General features: G+C 69.8%; 14 protein-coding genes. 5 read left to right on the plus strand and 9 right to left on the minus strand.

Features of this window, described 5'->3' with window-relative positions; translation table 11 throughout:
• The first annotated feature begins 512 nt into the window (after positions 1-512).
• Positions 513-1,079 (plus strand): NTP transferase domain-containing protein, encoded by a 567-nt coding sequence (locus tag FXF52_RS36180; RefSeq protein WP_148804180.1) that lies wholly within the window; start codon positions 513-515, stop codon positions 1,077-1,079.
• Between the two features lie 45 nt (positions 1,080-1,124).
• Here the strand turns inward: FXF52_RS36180 and FXF52_RS36185 are convergent, their stop codons facing one another.
• The 4 genes from FXF52_RS36185 to FXF52_RS36200 all read right to left on the minus strand — a co-directional run bounded on the left by FXF52_RS36185 (position 1,125) and on the right by FXF52_RS36200 (position 4,502).
• Positions 1,125-2,390, minus strand: coding sequence for a low temperature requirement protein A (locus FXF52_RS36185; protein WP_222870868.1), 1,266 nt, complete (start codon positions 2,388-2,390; stop codon positions 1,125-1,127).
• Positions 2,391-2,518: 128 nt separating this feature from the next.
• Positions 2,519-3,202 carry a class I SAM-dependent methyltransferase gene (locus FXF52_RS36190; protein ID WP_148804182.1) on the minus strand — a complete coding sequence of 228 codons (684 nt, stop codon included), beginning with the start codon at positions 3,200-3,202 and terminating at the stop codon, positions 2,519-2,521.
• Entirely contained in the window at positions 3,199-4,182 is a 984-nt protein-coding gene (locus FXF52_RS36195; protein WP_148804183.1) for an alpha/beta hydrolase, read from the minus strand. The genes FXF52_RS36190 and FXF52_RS36195 overlap by 4 nt, the downstream gene beginning before the upstream one ends.
• A 14-nt stretch (positions 4,183-4,196) precedes the next feature.
• Complete coding sequence (locus tag FXF52_RS36200) at positions 4,197-4,502, minus strand: putative quinol monooxygenase (protein ID WP_148804184.1); 306 nt, start codon at positions 4,500-4,502, stop codon at positions 4,197-4,199.
• A gap of 315 nt (positions 4,503-4,817) precedes the next feature.
• Here FXF52_RS36200 and FXF52_RS36205 point away from each other — a divergent pair, with 315 nt between their 5' ends.
• Entirely contained in the window at positions 4,818-5,357 is a 540-nt protein-coding gene (locus tag FXF52_RS36205) for a ferritin-like domain-containing protein (RefSeq protein ID WP_187413920.1), read from the plus strand.
• Here FXF52_RS36205 and FXF52_RS36210 read toward each other — a convergent pair.
• Positions 5,320-8,082: an AAA family ATPase gene (locus FXF52_RS36210; RefSeq protein ID WP_222870869.1), complete on the minus strand. Its 2,763-nt coding sequence runs from the start codon at positions 8,080-8,082 to the stop codon at positions 5,320-5,322. The genes FXF52_RS36205 and FXF52_RS36210 overlap by 38 nt on opposite strands.
• Before the next feature lie 149 nt (positions 8,083-8,231).
• Positions 8,232-9,122 carry an AraC family transcriptional regulator gene (locus tag FXF52_RS36215; RefSeq protein WP_148804187.1) on the minus strand — a complete coding sequence of 297 codons (891 nt, stop codon included), beginning with the start codon at positions 9,120-9,122 and terminating at the stop codon, positions 8,232-8,234.
• Positions 9,123-9,684: 562 nt separating this feature from the next.
• On the opposite strand from FXF52_RS36215, the gene FXF52_RS36220 reads away from it, so the two are divergent.
• The 3 genes from FXF52_RS36220 (at position 9,685) to FXF52_RS36225 (ending at position 11,841) form a co-directional block, all read left to right on the plus strand.
• Positions 9,685-10,104 carry a DUF4259 domain-containing protein gene (locus FXF52_RS36220; protein WP_148804188.1) on the plus strand — a complete coding sequence of 140 codons (420 nt, stop codon included), beginning with the start codon at positions 9,685-9,687 and terminating at the stop codon, positions 10,102-10,104.
• A 156-nt stretch (positions 10,105-10,260) separates the two neighbouring features.
• Positions 10,261-10,410: a hypothetical protein gene (locus FXF52_RS42120; protein ID WP_187413921.1), complete on the plus strand. Its 150-nt coding sequence runs from the start codon at positions 10,261-10,263 to the stop codon at positions 10,408-10,410.
• 225 nt (positions 10,411-10,635) lie between these two features.
• Positions 10,636-11,841: an IS110 family transposase gene (locus FXF52_RS36225; RefSeq protein WP_148804189.1), complete on the plus strand. Its 1,206-nt coding sequence runs from the start codon at positions 10,636-10,638 to the stop codon at positions 11,839-11,841.
• A 169-nt stretch (positions 11,842-12,010) separates the two neighbouring features.
• Here FXF52_RS36225 and fdhF read toward each other — a convergent pair whose 3' ends face one another.
• The 3 genes from fdhF to FXF52_RS36240 all read right to left on the minus strand — a co-directional run.
• Positions 12,011-14,761, minus strand: coding sequence for a formate dehydrogenase subunit alpha (fdhF, locus tag FXF52_RS36230; protein ID WP_148804190.1), 2,751 nt, complete (start codon positions 14,759-14,761; stop codon positions 12,011-12,013).
• Complete coding sequence (locus FXF52_RS36235) at positions 14,762-16,525, minus strand: NAD(P)H-dependent oxidoreductase subunit E (RefSeq protein ID WP_148804191.1); 1,764 nt, start codon at positions 16,523-16,525, stop codon at positions 14,762-14,764.
• 267 nt (positions 16,526-16,792) lie between these two features.
• The coding region (locus tag FXF52_RS36240; protein ID WP_187413922.1) for a cation-translocating P-type ATPase C-terminal domain-containing protein at positions 16,793-17,526 on the minus strand (734 nt) is incomplete at its 5' end.

The following is a 17,526-nucleotide window of genomic DNA, read 5'->3' on the forward strand; positions in this document are numbered from 1 at the left end:
GCGGCCCGTGGTGGGCGGCCAGCGCTGATGTGTTCGCGATCTCCGCGGCGTCGTATGGCACGGCGGCGCCGTGACTGGCCATCGGGAGCTCCGAAGCCGTCCGCAGCTGAGGCTCGCCACGTCTCGGCCGGCTGACGCTGATGGTGCAAACGAGAGACGGTCCGGTGGACCGGCGGCGACTATGCATGACGGTGAAGGGGTTGGGGAAGCGGGCCGGCGCGCAACGCGTCGAGCAACGTGGCGGTGGTCGGCGTCCAGCCGGCGGGTCTCGCCGTTGGCCCGAGCTTTCCTGATTTCGTGGGCAGCGCATCATTTCGGGCGACAGAACAGGTGGGCAGAATCGTGCAGACTGCGGTGGTGATCCCGCCTCACCCCCAGGCCCTCGCGATGTCACGGGTCTTCTCGTCGCGGCCCTGCTGCCCAACGGAGGGAAGTGGCCCGCCGCCGCAACGGCGCCCTGATCTCGCGTCCCCGCGCGCCCGGCTTGGGCGTAGATCATGCGGCGGGTCGCGATGAGTTCTCTCGACGCTGCGGCAGACCGCGTCGCCGGCCTGGTCCTAGCCGCCGGGGCAGGGCGCCGCTACGGCGGCCCCAAGGCACCGGTGTTTCTCGGGCAGGCGCTCCGCGTGCTTCGGGACGGCGGCTGCGCCCCGATCATCGCGGTCCTCGGTGCCGGAGCCCGCCAGACCCGGGCTGCCGTGGATCTTGAAGGTGTTCAGGTGGTCGAGAATCCGGGCTGGGCCGAGGGTATGGCCTCATCGTTACGGCTCGGAATGACCACAGCCGCCCGCATACAGAGGGTCTCGGCCGTGTGCGTGCATCTGGTGGACATGCCCGGGGTTTCTGCGACGGCGGTGGCCCGACTGCTGGCGCAGGCACACCCGGGCTGCCTGACTCGCGCCTGCTACGACGGCGAGCCGGGCCATCCGGTGGTACTGGGCCGTGACCACTGGGCTGAGATCGCCGCGACCGTGCGTGGCGACCAGGGCGCGCGCGCATACCTACGCCGGCACGCCGCCCACGTGGCCGCGATCGAATGCGGCGACGTGGCCGCCGGATACGACGTCGACGAACGGTGACTGGCCCGCAAGGCTCGTCCACGCGTCGCTCCCCCATGCCAAGGGCTACGTCCGGCGCCGTCGATGGACGTCACCGACGCCCACGGACGGTTCCTCGTCAATGTCGCCAGCCCCGATGCGCTGACGCTGCCGTGGGCACTCATCTGCCTGCCGGGTTGGCCAGGTCAGCCGCAGGCCATCGCTGGTTAGGAGCCACTCAGCCAGCAGCGCCGCCACCATCGTCCCGGCGACCATGCTGAGGACCGCCAGCGGCGAGAGCGTCGCCAACAGGGGCACGGCCGCCAGCAGGATCACGGGCGCACACAATCTTGACCAGCGCCAGCCGCCGATGACTCTGCCGGCGAACAGGGCGGTGCTGACGAGGTAGCCGGCCACACCACCGGTGAGCGTTCCAGAGCCCAGCAGGCCGAACGCGTCCCCCTGCCCGATGTGGACCATGGCGGACTCAACTCCGACAGCGGCGAGGACGATACCGGCGATGATCGGAAAGTGCAGGTAGGTGTATCCGTCGCGGGCGGTCGTCGCGCGTCGCCGGCCCCGTTGGCGGGTGAGCGCAAGTCCGGCAGTGCGGGCGAGGCGGGCGAAATACGCCCACCACATGGCGACCGCGATCAGGACCGCAAGGATCACCCCAGCGAGGATCGGCAGGCTGATAGGTCCGATGGTGGCACCGAATCCGAGTGCGGTGATTGATTCGCCCAGAGCGAGCATGACGACGAGCCCGTGGCGCTCGGCGAAGTGCGCGGCCGAGTTGATGCGTCCCTGTAGGCCCCGGGTCGTGACATAGGCGATGGCCGGTTCGATGGCGGCCGCGGCGGACACACACCACACCTGCGCCGGCGAGCCGAGCAGAGCGCCGGCGGTAAGCAGGATGCCGGACGGCAGCATGGATGCCAGCACCGTCAGCACGACTTCACGCCGGGCCCGTTCCTCGCCGACGGCTGCCAGAATGTACACCGCGCCGTGGGTACACCGGGCGACCAGGTAGGCGCACACGAACACCATCGGCCCGAACAGCCCTCCGTCGCGGTCATGATAGGCCTCCGGCACGGCCAGTCCGACAGCGAAGACGGCCATCGTTGCGACGATCATCGCGATGCGGACTAGGCCTTCGTCCGCGCGGGCCTGATTGGCCAGCCAACTGTACGCCGTCCAGGACCACCACAGCAGCCCGAGGACGGCCAGCCCTTGCAGGATGCCGGTGGCGTCGTGATGCTCGATCATGAGCATGCTCACCTGGATGAATGCGAAGACGTATGCGAGGTCGAAGAACAGTTCCAGCGTCGTGACCCGGTCGCCTTCGGTGCTCATGACGACATGTCTGCCGCGGCGCCGGGCCTTAGCGTCGTCAGAAGTGAAAGCATGGGTACGCATGGTGTCCCCATCGTTTGGTAGTGCGAGAGCGACGGGGCCGCGCGAGGTTGCCGCGCGGCCTGCGCTCAGCGGTTCGGTGGTCGGGTAATCTGCGATGTCCGTGTGGGCCGGCGCCACGACAGGTACGGAGCCATCCCGGTCGTCCCTCGGCGCGCTGGTATGTGCGGCCTGCGGCAGACGTAGACGAACGCGGGTGGCATGTTGGCCCACACCGTCTGGCCGCGTACCACTTCCTCGAACCGTTCACCGAGACCGCGTCGGAGCCGCCGGGCCGGCGGCATCCAGCGCGTGTGGGTGTACGCGAAGGTGGTGAAGGCTCCGTGCGGGGCGAGGACTGCGGTGACCGCGGTGAGCAGGTCGTCCTGTCGTCCTGGTGTGAAGGCCGCCCACGGGAGCCCGCTGACGATGACGTCGGCGTGGTCGAGCCCGCGTACCGTCAGTATCTCGCGCAGGTTGCGGGCGTCGGCGATGGCGAGGTCGACGCCCGGGAAGCGCGCAGCGAGCAGGTCCGCGAACCGTTCGTTGATCTCGATGGCCAGGTGGTGGCCTCGGCCGGCCAGCCGCCGCTGGATGGCCTGCGTGAACGCTCCGGTGCCGGGGCCAAGCTCCACCACGACGGGGTCGCCGGTGAGTGGAACCGGTGCGACGACCGCGTCGGCGAGTGCCTGGCTGCTCGGCGCGACCGACGCGACTGTGAGCGGATCGCGGATGAACTCACGTAGGAACTGGCCGCGGTAGTCGACGGTCATCGCCTGCCCCCGCGTTCGGCGGACATGCCGTCCAATGTGCGGATCAACCATTCAGTGCGGGCCCGCCGAGCGATCGCACCGATGCGCGTCTGTGGGAACAGCGCGTCGAACCCGTGGACGCCACCCGCCCAAACGTGCAGCTCGGCCTGGCCGCCGGCAGCCCAGATCCGGCTGGCGTAGTCGACATCTTCGTCGCGGAAGACCTCAGCGGTTCCGGCGTCGATGTAGGTGGTTGGCAGGTTGGACAGATTCTCGGCGAGCGCCGGCGAGATGTACGCGGAAACGCTGGCGGGCAGTTCGGCGAGGACCGACCGCCAGGCGAACTCGTTTGTCTGCCCGGTCCAGACGCCGGGTACGCCGGTGAACTGGCGGCTGGAGGTTGTGTTGTTGCGATGGTCGAGCATCGGGCAGATCAAGATCTGCGCGGCGATCGGGACGGTGTCCCGGTCGCGGGCCAGCAGCGTCACCCCGGCTGCCAGGCCGCCGCCGGCACTGGCGCCGGCGACGATGATGCGGCTCGGATCGACGCCGAGCGCGTCGGCGTGCTTGGCCGTCCACAACAGGCCTCGGTAGCAGTCCTCGACCAGCGTCGGGCCGTGAGCCTCGGGAGCCAGTCGGTACTCTACGGTGACGATCACGGCACCGAACCGGTCGAGCCATTCCAGCGGGATGTCGATGTTGGCGAACCGGTCACCCATGATCATGCCGCCGCCGTGGATCCAGTAGATGCATGGCGCGAGTGCGGTGCGGTCACCGGTCGGGCGGAAGACCGACAGCGCGATCTCCGTGCCGTCGTCAGCGCGGGTGATGAATTCGCTGCGGTCGATGGGACGGCCGTCCAGCAGTGGCTCGACCGGAGCCGAGGAGTATGGGCGTACCTGCGCGAGGGCGTCGGCGTTCAGGATGGATGTCAGCGGCATCTCGGCGAGCAGCGCCGCCAGTTCGGGATCGACGCCGGGACGCGATGTGGTGGTGATCATGATAGTTCGTCCTCTCAGAAGGCGGCCTTGCCACCGACGGGGATCTCGTCGGTGTAGGCCGACTCGGCGGCCAGCAGTGCCTGGAGCCGGGCGACCAGGGTCTGCGCGGGCTCACTGGTGAAGAAGCCGCTGTGTGCCTCGGGGCTGGTCCAGCCCTCCGTGACGAAGATCGTGTCCGGGTCGGCCGCGGACCGGCCGACCAGGAACACGACGCAGTCGTTGTTGGCCAGCGACGGCGCGTGGAGCAGGAGGTCGATGACCTCGTCACCCTTGCCGGGCTTGGCGGTCATCGTGGCGTGGAAGCCGTGTCCGATGTTCATGGTGTGCGCCCCTTGATGGGTCGTGCTCGTTCAGGACGAGAACAATCTCGTCGCAGCGACAGGGGCGGCACATCTGTCATACGACCTCCAGGTCATCGCCTAGCTGTGGCCGGTTACCTAGCCGTCGATGACGTAATGGCACGCGCAGCCCTTCTGGGCAAAGCCCGCACGGGGACCGGTGACGCCGCCGCCGGACCGCGCCTCAGCGGCGATCGTTAAGTCAATTGACAGATGTGCCCCGGCGGGCGGCTGACCGACCATGGGTGTATGTCAGGACAACCGGGGTTGCGCAGACGCGAGGTACGCGACCGTGCGGTGTGGGACCCGGACGACGGGCCGATCACGCCATCGAACCGGGCCGACCTGAGCGCGTTGGCGCGTCTGCTCAACGTCTTGCTGTCGAGCGTGATCGTGTCGTCGCTGCAGTACGAACACCACGCCCTGTTGGTGCGGGGCCTGTCGGCGCAGCCGGTCGCCGACTATCTGTTCACCTGCGCCGACGACGACCGAGCCGAGGCCCGTGCGCTGGCAGCCCGCATCCGCGACCTCGGGTTCGCCGCCGACCACGATCCACGGCACCTTGCCGGACGGTCACGTATCAGCTTTCAGAGCTTTGCCGCCGGCGACCTCACCGGGATCGTGGCGCAGAATCTCGTGGCGGCTCGAATCCTCGTCCAGACCCTGCAGGAGGCCGTGCGCTGGGTGGGCGACGCGGACCCGACCACCCGCCGCCTGCTGGAACGGCTGCTCGAAGCGAAGGAGGCGCAGGCTTGCGTGCTCGCAGCCGAGACTGCTCCGGACCGTCCGGCCGAGCAGATCACTGGGGATCAGGAGGTGACGAGAGGGCATCCCTGAGACCGGCCCGGGTCGTCACACCGAGCTTGGGAAAGATCCGATACAGGTGCGCGCCGACGGTGCGGTGCGAGAGGAACAGACGGTGGGCGATCTCCTTGTTGGTCAGGCCGCTGGCGGCCAGCTGAGCGATCTGCGCCTCCTGCGCTGTCAATACGGCCGTGCCGGTGGCGCGAGCGTCGGCCAGCGGGTACTTCGCGGCGCGCAGCTCGCCGTGTACGCGGTCAAGCCACGGCCCGGCTGCCATCGCGGCGAACCCGTCACGCGCGGCGAGCAAGTGGAGGCGGGCCTGCGTGACGTGTCCGGTTCGCCGGAGCTTCTCGCCATACGCCAGCCGTACGCGGGACGCGTCGAACAGCCACCGGTCGACAGCGGTGTCGCCGAGTAACTGTTCAAGCCTCTCCGCGGGCTCGGGGTCGTCGGAGACCAGGGCCTCGGCACCCGCTTGGATCAGCGCCATCCGGCTGGACAGCCGCGATAGTCCGGCCGTGCGCATCGCTTCGACGTGTGCCCGCGCTTCCACCGTCCGCCCGGTCCGCACAGCCGCCTCGATCAGGTCGAATGCAACCCATGTGCAGTGGGGCACAAACGGGGCGAAGGTCCCCGGCGGGCTCATGGCGGCGGCGTGGACATATGCGGCGTCGAAGTCGCCGGCCGCGGCGGCGGCGAGGGTACGCGGATGGTGGGCGAACAGGACAGCAGCCGATACCCCCCGAGGATGCGCCCAGTTGGTGATTTCATCGGCCAGCTTGTACGCCTCGTCGGCCTGGCCTCGCCCGGCGGCCACGATCGCCCTGTTGTACCAGAAATACCACGAAAAGAATGGGAAGCCGCCGGTGTCGCAGATCCGCTGGCCCTCCCATGCCAGCTCTTGCGCTTCGTCCCATCGGCCGATGAGGAAGTCGTCCAGGCACAGGTGCATCAGCGCACCGATGTGCCTGCGAGCCGCCGCTCCGTCGCGTCCTTGATGCACAAGCCGCCACGACCCTTCGCGGACGTCACCGAGCCGGTCCAGATACACCGAGGCGGTGCCGATCCGCATGACGCGTGTGGGGTCGGTCTCCTCGGCGAGGGCGCCCAGAATCGTTTCCGCGTCGGCGAGGGCGGACATGCCGGTGCGTACGGGGTCGGGAAAGGTCTTGCTGGCCAGGTCGAGGATCTGCGGCGGTTTTGGCCGCAGCCGCCGCAGGGCGCGGAAGAACGGCTCCCAGTACTGCGGTGCGCTGCCGTACCAGCTCACCAGCAGCAGGGTGTGCATTGCCTCGATCAACGCCGGATCGTCGGCGCGGTACCCGTGATCGCCGGCCTCGATGGCGCCGACGAGCAGACGATGCGCAGTGTGCACATCACCCTCGCCGTCTAGCATCAGGAACGCGGCGGCGTTGGCCGCGTGCAGCGACCCAGTCGAGTCCGGCACCGCCCGGCGGGCATCGGCCAGCAGTGTGCGGGCGTCCGCGGTCGTTCCGCCCGCCTCCGCGCCGATGTAGGCGGCCTCGGCAAGCCGCCGGCCCCGGTCGGCGCTGGTCACGCTCAGTTCAGCGGCGCGTACCAGGGATATGATCGCTGCGACCGCATCGCCGCGCAGCATGACACGGTGTGCGGCGGTTTCGAGCAGTTGCGCGACGGCCTCATCCGGAGCCACCGCGGCTGCGGCCAGATGCCACGCCCGGCGCTCCTCGTCGTCGACCAACACCTTGGCCAGGGCGACGTGCGCGGTACGCCGCTCCTCGTGCGTTGACATTGCCACGATCGCTGATCGGATGAGCGGATGCCGGAATGCGATCTGGGCGGTCGCGTCGTCCACATGCACCAGCTGCGTCCGCTCAGCGGGAGCCAGGTCGGCCAACCCGCCGCGGTCGGCGCAGGCGGCATGTAGCACCCGCACGTCACCAGTGCCCTCATATGCGGCCAGCAGCAGCAGACGGCGGGTCGGCTCCGGTAGTTCCGCGATGCGTTTCGCGAACAACTCCTGCAGCTGGTCGTTGAGCGGAACAACCTCGGGCTGAGCCGCCACTCGCTGGACGGCGCCTGACAACGTGGACGGCAACTCCATCAATGCCAGCGGATTGCCTTGGGCGAGATCCAGCAGCCGCCGCCGGATACGCGACGGCAATTGGGGAAAGGTGGCGTCCACCAATTGCTCTGCGGCGGCCTGGTCCAACGGGGCCACCACGACCTCGGCCAGCCCGCGCCGGTCGAGGTAGCTGGCCGCACCTGTTCGCGTCGACATCAGCAGACCGGCTCGGCAGCCTGCCAGACGACGAGCCACGAAGCCGAGAACGACAGCGCTGGCACGATCGATCCAATGAACGTCGTCGACCAGAAGCACCACCGGCGCCTCGGCGGCAAGGCTTTGCACGAGCAGAAGGGTGGCGTTGCAGACCAGCAGGGCGTCCGGTGCCGTACCGGCCCCGAATCCCAGCGCCACCTCCAGCGCTTTGCGCGGGCCGGTGGGAAGCCGTGATATGTCAGCCTGAACGGAAAGCAGCAACTGGTTGAGGGCCGAGTAGCTGACATCGGCCTCGAACTCGGAGCCCGAGGCCTGCAGCACCTGCATGCCCTCTGCGAGGGCACGTTCCGCCGCAGCGGCCATGAGCGAGGACTTGCCCACACCGGGCTCACCCGTCAGCAGCCGTGCGGCGCCTCCGCGCCCTGCCTGGCCCAGAAACGTCGAAAGCTGCTCTAGCTCAGCATCTCGGCCGTAAAGCCCGATATCATCCACATGCACCTCACGTTGCCTACTCCTCAGGCAACACGATCAAGCATGCGAGTGGAAGCGACATTCCTCTCGCATTCTTGCCTAATCCTCTCGGGTTCCCCCGGACGGTGGCAGGCGATGCCGCGAGGAACCGCCCCAGCAGGGTTCGGGGCGGTCCATCAGTGAGCCGGCACGGGCTGTCGCAGGCGGATCGCGTCGAGTCTCGGCGGCGCACCGAACTGGCGCCGATACTCGCGGCTGAACTGCGACGGGCTGTCGTAGCCCACCAGGCGGCTGATTCCCGCGATGTTCGTGGCGTCGCAGGCGAGCAGAAGCCGTGCCTGATGAAGCCGGATCTGCTTCTGATATTGGATCGGGCTCAGCGAGGTGAGCGCCTGAAAGTTGCGGTGGAAAGCCGAGACGCTCATTCCCGCCTGCTGTGCCGCCATCTCTACCCGGAACGGCTCGCGGTAGTTATCGCGCATCCAGCGGACAGCGCGAGTGATGTGGCTCAAAGTGCCGTCAGGTTGCCCGAGCTGCCGGATTGTCGGGCCCTGTTCGCTGGTAATCAGCCGCCAGAGAATCTCGCGCTTGATCATCGGCGCCAGCACGGGAATGTCGCGTGGGGTGTCGAGCAGCCGCAACAGCCGTAACACCGCGTCGAGCATGTCGGCGGAGGCCGTGCTGATGGCCAGCCCGGTAGGCGTGCCCTCGTCGCTGTCGCGCAAGAGGTCGGCTGGCGCTTGCAGCAGCAGGTCAGCGATAGCAATGGGATCGAGCGTCAACCCCACGCCCAGCCCTGGCTTGTCCGGGGTCGCGGCGCTGAAGTGCGCCGTGACCGGCAGATCCACCGAGACGACGAGGTACTGACCTGCCCGGTACTCGTAGATCTGGTCGCCGAGCCCGAAACGCTTCGCCCCTTGGGCGACGAATGCGAAGACTTTCCCATATGTTGTTGGCTTGGGGGGAAACGGCTTGTCGGCTTTGAAGATCAGTACCCCATCTATGGCCGTACGAAGATCGGGCCTGACGTGCCGGGCGATCAGGTCGCGTACCTCGTCAAGGGACATGAGCCGATTGTCCCACCGACCCAGAGTCAAAGAAAAGTCAGTTGATCATGGCTCGGATGCGTTGAGCAGAGCGAGGATGAGCAACGATGCCCTGGTCAGCGGCGCCATCGGCCGGCGCCGGACAGCCATATGATCCCAACCCCCACGCCATCCCATCGACTGCGAACGATGCCATGCCAGCGCCGAACAGCAGATGCAGACACACGGTGCGGGCCGCCCTGCTCGAGACGCGGGTACGGTGGCGGCGGTGCCGGTCGTGCCGATCGTCGTGGCGCTCGCCCTGGCACGTGCAAAGCAGTGCCGCGCACAAGTGGCAGGTACGGTCGGCGTAGCCAACTTCGCCGTCGACCCGCACCCCGAACTCCGACCCGCCGCAATGCCCGGGCCACCGGATGGCCGCCCGCCCGGAGCTCGCGCGGGTACGCGTCGAGCTCGGCCGCTGCCGTCTCCGGCCGCCGCTGCCCCGACCTGCCGATCGCCATCCGGGCACCATAGCCGCCTTCCTGTTCAACCTGTCGGATGCCGGTGCGAGAATGCCGCGCAACCCATCTTGGGAGGCTTCGTGGGGACCTGGGACAGCGGACCGTTCGACAACGACACCGCCGCTGACTGGTGTGGTGACCTCGACGACGCCGACGTGGCCCAGCGCCCGGCGCTGGTCCGCGGGGCGCTGAGCCGGGCCGCCGGCGAGGACGGCTACCCCGACGCCGACATCGCCTGTGAGGCGATCGCCGCTGCCGCGATCGTGGCCGCGCAGCTGCCCGGCGGGCAGCCGATCACCTCCCCGTACGCGCCGGACTTCCTACGCGACGGCGGCCGGCTCGATCTGCCCGACGACCTTGCGGTACTCGCAGTGAGGGCCCTCGACCGGGTCATGGCCGCGGACTGCGAATGGCGCGACCTGTGGCAAGACGACGCCGCCGCGGACGTCAACCCGGCCTTCGACACCGTCCGCAGCCTGCGCAGAGTCCTGACGGCGTAGCGGGCAGCTGGCGCAACGTCCGGCGGCACGCCGTTATCGCTGCGTACCTGCATCCGAAGCAGCCGAGGACCCGGCGATGGGCATAGGTGTGCCGTGGCGGCGCAGCGCCGACGAGTTCACGCGGATCCTGCGCCAGCACGGCCAGGAGCGGCGGCTGTGACCGACGTCGCCGCGGCGTGGCGCGGATCCCGTGAATTCCTCCAGCTCGAAATCGAGGGCTTGGGTACCGAGCCGGACGGACATCAACGGCCTTTTCACGGGCAGGTCGACAACACCACTCCCCTGAACGCCCCGTTACCTTTTTGATCGTCCCCAGCCGGGGACTGCTCGGTCGCCCGGCCCGGTATGACTCTCTGCCCCTGTCGTACGCATGATCCGGGGGGTGTTGTCGCCGGGTCGGGTGGCGTCGGCGGACCGCTGATAGGGACCCGGCCGCCCTGTGCTTGGGGTAGGTCTCTTCGTAACGTGGATGCCGGCAGTCCGGCGTCTGACCTGCGGCCGAGCCACGACGAGGTGGTGGGGAGGCGGGGAGTGCACGACGGGTTCGGCGTCTTTGTAGGACTCGACGTCGGCAAGGAAGGGCATCACGCGGTCGCGCTGAGCCGCGAGGGTAAGCGGCTGCATGACGCCACGCTGCCGAACACCGAGGCGGGGCTGCGCAGGTTGTTCGACAAGCTCGGCCGGCACGGCCTGATCCTGGTCGTGGTCGACCAGCCCGCCTCGATCGGCGCGCTGCCGGTGGCTGTCGCCCGCGCGTGCGGGCATCAGGTGGCCTACCTGCCGGGTCTGGTCATGCGCCGCCTGGCTGACCTGCACCCGGGCACGGCCAAGACCGACGCCCGAGACGCGTACGTGATCGCGGACGCCGCCCGGACCCTGCCGCATACGCTGCGCCGGGTCGACACCGGCGACGAGGCCCTCGCTGAGCTGGAAGTCCTGGTCGGCTACGACGACGACCTCGCCGGCGAGGTCACCCGGATCTCCAACCGGATCCGCGGTCTGCTCACCCAGATCCACCCACCCCTGGAGCGGGTACTGGGCCCGAAACTGCAGCATCCTGCCGTGCTGGAGCTGCTGTCGCGGTGCGGCGGACCCGCCGGGATCAGCAAGGCCGGCCGCGCGAAACTCCTCGAGATCGTCAAGGCCCGAGCACCACGCATGGGCGCCCGCCTGATCGAGCAGATCCTCACCGCGCTCGACGCGCAGACCGTCGTCGTGCCCGGCACCACGGCCGCAGAGACCGTTCTGCCCCGACTGGCTGACAGCCTGCGTGACCTGCTGCGCCAGCGTGACCAGGTCGCCGAACAGGTCGAGGGGATGCTTGATGCGCACCCTCTTGCCGGGGTCCTGACCACGATGCCCGGCATCGGTGTCAGGACCGCAGCCGGCATCCTGCTCGAAGTCGGCGACGGCACCGCCTTCCCCACCCCGGGTCACCTGGCCGCCTACGCCGGCCTGGCCCCGGTCACCCGCCGCTCCGGCAGCTCCATCCGCGGCGAGCACCCACCCAAGGGCGGCAACAAGCAGCTCAAACGCGCGTTCTTCCTGTCCGCGTTCGCCGCGCTGGCCGACCCGGCCAGCCGCACCTACTACGACCGGAAACGCGCCGAAGGCAAGAAACACAACGCCGCCCTCATCTGCCTCGCCCGCCGCCGGGTCGACGTCCTCCACGCCATGCTCCGAACCCACACCCCATATCAGCCCAGAACGGCGGACGAACCCCGCCTCGCTGCTTGACGAAACCCATAGGGACACCCCCCGCCGGTCGGCGAACCAGAGTGCCGCCCGGCGAGCACCACGGCCGTGACCGTGACCAGCAGTGCCCACTCCCACCGCAGCTGCTGGATCTCGCCCCGTCCGCGGCGGGAAGCCCTCGCCATCACCAGTCGCGCTCTGGGCGTGCCGGCTAGGGCCGCGGTACCCGGGTTGGACCGGCCAGCCGCGCCGACGTTGCCCGGCCACCGGCTCGACCCCCTACTCGTACGGGGCTCAGGGATACCGCGGTCACCTTGTATTCAGGGCAGCCTGTCTCGGTGTCGGTGGCGTCGGAGGTAAGGGCGTTTGTGGGGGTGTCGGGGAAGTTGAAGGCGGTGAAGATCTGGCCTGGGGTGACCGTGTCGGTGAGGTGCACGGGGTAGGTCACGGTCGCCCTCCGGCTAGTCACCTCGACGAGGTCGCCGTCGGTGAGCCGGAGCCGGGCGGCGTCGTCCGGGTGCAGGTCGAGCACCTCGCGCGGGCGAAGCTCACCATTGGGCGTACGGCGGCTCATCGATCCGCTGTTGTAGTGCACCAGCCGGCGCCCGGTGATCAGGACGTACGGGAAAGCGGTGTCGGGTTGTTCGCCCGGCGGCAGGTACGGTCGCGCGGCCAGCGCCGCGCGGCCGTCGGGGGTCGCGAAGGAGTCGAGGTAGAGGTGTCCTTCGCCGGGTTGGTCGGCGGCGCGGCACGGCCAGTGCAGCGGCCCGTCCCGGTCGAGTCGGGCGTGCGAGATGCCGGCGAAGGTGGGGGTCAGCGTGGCGCATTCGGCCATCGCGTCGGCCGGGGTGGGGCAGCCCAGTTCGGCCCCCATCGCACGGGCGAGCAGCTGCAGGATGTCGAAGTCGGGTTTGGCCTGGCCGGGCGGGCTCATCGCCGGACGGACCCGCTGCACTCGCCGGTCGAAGTTGACGAAGGTGCCGTCCTTCTCGAGGAACGACACGGCCGGGAACACCACGTCGGCGAGTTGAGCGGTGCCGGAGAGGAAAAGGTCGTGGCTGACCACGAGATCGCAGGCGGCGAGTGCCTGGCGTACGTTGCCGCTGTCGGGGTCGGTCTGGGCGATGTCCTCGCCGATGACGTACATGGCCCGTACCCGGCCGGCGATCGCCGCGGCGAACATGTCCAGAATCCGTAGCCCGGGCCGGGCGGGCACGTCCACTCCCCAGGAGCGCGCGAACCGGACCCGGATCTCGGCGTCGGTGACGTGTTGGTAGCCGGGCAGCAGGTCCGGCAGGGCGCCCATGTCCGAGGCCCCTTGGACGTTGTTCTGCCCGCGCATTGACAGCACGCCGCAGCAGCCGGGGGTGCCGACGGCGCCTTTCAGGATGGCCAGGTTCGCCAGCGTCCGGACCCCGTCGGTGCCGTGGGCGTGCTCGGTGATGCCGAGGCCGTAGACGATCGCTGGCCGTCGCGCGGTCCCGTAGAGGCGTGCCGCCGAGACCAGCGTCTCGGGCTGCACCCCGGCCAGCCGCGCCGCCTGGTCCACCGGATAGTCGCGCAGCAGTTCGGTCAGTTCCGCCAGCCCGCTGGCCCGCGTGCGTAGGAACGCCTCGTTGGCGTACCCCTCGTCGAGCAGCATTCGGGCGATGCCGTTGAAGACGGCGACGTTGGAGCCGGGTCTGGCCTGCACGTGCACGTCGGCCATCTCGGCGAGGTCGATCCGCCGCGGGTCGATGACGACGAGCCGGGCACCGCGCAGCACCAACTGCTTGATCCGGGCCCCGATCACCGGGTGGGCCTCGGTCGGGTTCGCCCCGGCGATCAGGATGCAGTCGGTGTCGTCGAGGTCGTCCACGGAGTTGGTGCCGCCGGCATGGCCGAACGAGGCGGTCAGCCCGACGGCGGACGGGGCGTGACAGAGCCGGGAGCAGTTGTCGATGTTGTTGGTGCCGATCACGACCCGAGCGAACTTCTGGGCGAGATAGTTCTCCTCGTTGGTCGCCCGGGCCGAGGAGATCAACCCGATCGCGTCCGGCCCGTGCCGGTCCCGGATCGCCAGCAGCCGGGTCGCCACGGCGCTGAGCGCTTCTTCCCAGGATGCGGGTTCCAGCGGGGAATCCCGACCGTCGCGGCGCATGAGGGGCGTGGTCAGCCGGTCCCGGGATCGGGTGAAGGCGTGCGCGAACCGTCCTTTGATACAGGCGTGGCCGCGGTTGACCGGGGCACCGTGCACCGGAGTGATCGCGGCGACGGCCCCGTCGCGTACGTGCACCTGCAGGCTGCACCCCACGCCGCAGTACCCGCAGGTCGTGGTGGTTGTCCGGCTGATCGGGCGCGGGTCGAGCAGCCCTGGTTCGGACAGCGCGCCGCTCGGGCAGGTGTCGACGCAGCCGCCGCAGGCCACACAGGGAGACGACACCCACGGTCCGCCGGTGCCGGCGGCGACGACGGTGTCGAACCCGCGCCCGGCCAGGGAGAGCGCGAACGTGCCCTGTACCTCGGCGCACATGCGTACGCACCGGTTGCAGGCGATGCACAGGTCCCGGTCGAGTTTCACGTACGGGTGGGAGTGGTCGACGCCCGCGGTTCGCATGGCCCCGTCGAACCGGCCTTCCGTGACGCCGAACTGCTGGCAGGCGCGGACCAGCTCGCTGCGCTCGGCGGGGATGTCGAGTGCCCGCGCGGGCAGTTGGGAGACGAGGAGTTCCAGGGCAAGCTGCGCCGATGTCCGGGCGGCCGGGTCGTCGGTGCGCACGACCATGCCCTCGGCGGCCGGTGTCGTGCAGGCCGGCATCGCTCGTCGGGCCACACCAACCAGGCAGACGCGACACGACCCCTGCGGGGTGAGCCGTTCGTCGTAGCAGAGGGTCGGCACCACCGCCCCGGCCGCCAGTACGGCGTCCAGCACGGTGGCTCCATCGGCCACCTCGACGGCGATGTCGTTGACGGACAGCCGCATCTACTCGCCCGCCATGCTCGTGCTGGCCGGCGGCGCCGCTTGGCGCAGCTCGTCCGCGTACACGCGAAGCAGGCTGCGTACCGCGCAGGACACCCCGCGCCCGAACGCGCACAGGCTCGCCACCGTCAGGACTTCCAGCAGCGGTTCGTGGGCGGCGAGCGCCGCCGCGGCCTGGGCAGGTTCCCGGAGCCGCTCGACAAGCTCGACGCCGCGGCGGGTGCCGACCCGGCAGGGCGTACAGGCGCCGCAGCTCTCCGCGGCCCCGAACGCCCAGGCGTGCCGCAGGATCGCCGCGGCCGGCACCCTCGTGTCGACCGCGACGAGGCTGGCGTGCCCCAGCGCGACGCCGGCCGCAGTGAGCGGCCGGGACAGCAGCGGCAGATCGAGCTGGTCTGGGGTGAGGAAGCCGCCGAGTGGTCCGCCGACCTGCACCGCGCGCAGCTGGTAAGGCTCCCGCAGCCCGCCGCCGAGCTCCTCCACCAGGCGGCGCAGCGGCACACCGAACTCCACCTCGTACACGCCCGGCCGGCGGAAGCGCTGGCTCAGGCAGACCAGCTTGGTGCCGGGTTCGTCCGGGTGGCCCAGCCGGGCGTAGGCCGCCCCACCATGCCGCACGATCCACGGCACCGCCGCCAGTGTCTCCACGTTATTGACCGCAGTCGGCCGTCCGAGGAAGCCGTGGCTGGTCGGGTACGGGGGGCGCGCCCGGACCGCCGCCCGCAACCCGGCCAGGGCGTGCAGCAACGCCGTCTCCTCCCCCGCGACGTACGAGCCGGCGCCCACCACGATCTCCACGTCGAAGTCGACCGGCGACCCGTGCACCCCCTTTCCCAGGTGACCGGCCTCCCGCGCCTGCGCCACCGCGGCACGCAGCCGCTTGACGGCCGTCGGGTACTCCGAGCGCACGAGGATCAGCCCGTGCCGCGCGCCCACCGCGTACCCGGCCAACGCCAAACCCGCCAGGATCCGGTGCGGGTCGTGCTCCATCAGCAGCCGATCCCCGTACGAACCAGGGTCACCCTCGTCGCCGTTGCCCACCACGTACCGGAGTGCGGGTTCGCTGGCGGTCATCGACCATTTCTTCGCCACCGGGAAGCCGGCCCCGCCCCGCCCGCGCAAGCCCGACGTGGCGATCTCGCTCATGATCTTCTCGCGGGAACCGGCCGTCACCACGCTGGGCCACACCGCCCACGGTTCCTCGCCACCAACCAGCCCGGCCAGCACCACCGGCCGCTCGACCGCGCTCGCGTACGGGATCTCCGCCGCCCGCATCTTCAACGGCTCGACCCAACCGGGCCTCGTCCGCCGCTGCGCGGCCAGCGGGTCACCGAACAGCCCACCCAGCGTCTCCCCGCTGGCTGGCAGCTCCCCGTCGAGCACGGCAGGTGAGTCGTAGCAGTAGCCCAGGCACCGGACGCCCTGCAGCGACACCGCCCCGTCCGCGGCGCACTCGCCCAGCCGCACGCCCAGCGCCCGCTCCAGCCGCGCGATGTGCTGGCCCTGGCTGCTCACAAAGCACGAGGTCCCCTCACACACCCGAACGTGCCGTCGGCCCCGCCGACCCTCGGCGAAGTCCGCGTAGTAGGTCGCCGAACCGGTCACGGCCGCCACCGGCCAGCCGAACTCGCCAGCGGCCCGCGCCAAATCCTCGGCATCGACCCGCCCGTCCTCGTCCTGCGCCCGCCGAAGCCGATCCAGCATCCGCGTGCCCGAACGGCCCAGGCGCTCCTGCAACTCGACGAACGCCTCCCGCGGCTCACCCATCACACCGTCCCCCGCGCGCCGCTGCCCCTGCACCTAAACTATGTCCGCTTCGAAGGCGATCGGCGCCAAATGGGCAGATTGCCCTGATCTGCTATGCACAGCGGCCGCTCGGGCGGCTAGGGCGTGCCCAGCCGGCAAGGACGAGGTGCTGCGGCTGATGGAGCAGCACCAGATCCGGCGGCTGCTGGTGATAGACGACCATCGCCTGCCATCCTCGGCGGCCTCTACTGCCGGGATGCTGCCCGGCTGTCCGTCGCCCTTGGGAAGCTACAGCGAACGGACGTCAACGTCTTTGGTGCGGTGGCGTAGTACTGCTCGCCGTATCTCGTCAGGTGCCCACACGAGTATCGGGAAGGCGACCAGGATGGCGAGTATGACGGGGTCGGGCAGGGTGGTGCCGAAGATCGCCTGTACCGGCGGCACGGTGACGATCGCGGCGGCGAAGGCGAGTTCGAACGCGATTCCCCACAGCAGGAGCCGGTTACTCGCCAGGCCAACGGAGCGTAGTGAGGCCCGGTCGGTGCGGGCGGCGAGGGCGGTGCCGACTTGACAGGCAACGATGCCGAGGAAGGTCATGGTGGTGGCCTGCCGGTAGGCGTGGTGTAGGGGGCTTCCGGGGCCGGTGGGGGCGCCGGGTCGCCAGCCGGCCCGGTAGAGGGTGAGGAGGAAGCCGGCCATGACGAGTGCGGCGGAGATGATGCCGAGGTAGCCCCAGGCTCTGATGAGCATGTGCCGGTCGATGATGGTGCTGCCGCGCCGGCGGGGTGGTCGGTTCATAAGTCCCGGCTCGGCGGGTTCGCGGCCAAGGGCCAGCCCGGGGAGAGTTTCGGTGCCGAGGTCGATGGCGAGGATCTGCAGCACGGTCAGCGGTAGCGGGACCGTTCCGCCGGAGAGGGCGAAGATGAGGAACGGGACGACCTCGGGTGTGGGAACCGGGCCGGGGTGTGGCAGCGGCTGCACGAGCTGCTGCTGGCCGAACTCCAGGCAGCCGGGAAGTTGGA

Origin of the sequence: Micromonospora sp. MP36 (assembly GCF_008119785.1) — a bacterium.
Lineage (GTDB): Bacteria > Actinomycetota > Actinomycetes > Mycobacteriales > Micromonosporaceae > Micromonospora.

Excerpts from the sequence above, each read along its gene's own strand:
- FXF52_RS36180 (WP_148804180.1), top strand. The coding sequence starts at position 513 with ATGAGTTCTCTCGACGCTGCGGCAGACCGCGTCGCCGGCCTGGTCCTA.
- FXF52_RS36185 (WP_222870868.1), bottom strand. The coding sequence starts at position 2,390 with ATGAGCACCGAAGGCGACCGGGTCACGACGCTGGAACTGTTCTTCGAC.
- FXF52_RS36190 (WP_148804182.1), bottom strand. The coding sequence starts at position 3,202 with ATGACCGTCGACTACCGCGGCCAGTTCCTACGTGAGTTCATCCGCGAT.
- FXF52_RS36195 (WP_148804183.1), bottom strand. The coding sequence starts at position 4,182 with ATGATCACCACCACATCGCGTCCCGGCGTCGATCCCGAACTGGCGGCG.
- FXF52_RS36200 (WP_148804184.1), bottom strand. The coding sequence starts at position 4,502 with ATGAACATCGGACACGGCTTCCACGCCACGATGACCGCCAAGCCCGGC.
- FXF52_RS36215 (WP_148804187.1), bottom strand. The coding sequence starts at position 9,122 with ATGTCCCTTGACGAGGTACGCGACCTGATCGCCCGGCACGTCAGGCCC.
- fdhF (WP_148804190.1), bottom strand. The coding sequence starts at position 14,761 with ATGCGGCTGTCCGTCAACGACATCGCCGTCGAGGTGGCCGATGGAGCC.
- FXF52_RS36235 (WP_148804191.1), bottom strand. The coding sequence starts at position 16,525 with ATGGGTGAGCCGCGGGAGGCGTTCGTCGAGTTGCAGGAGCGCCTGGGC.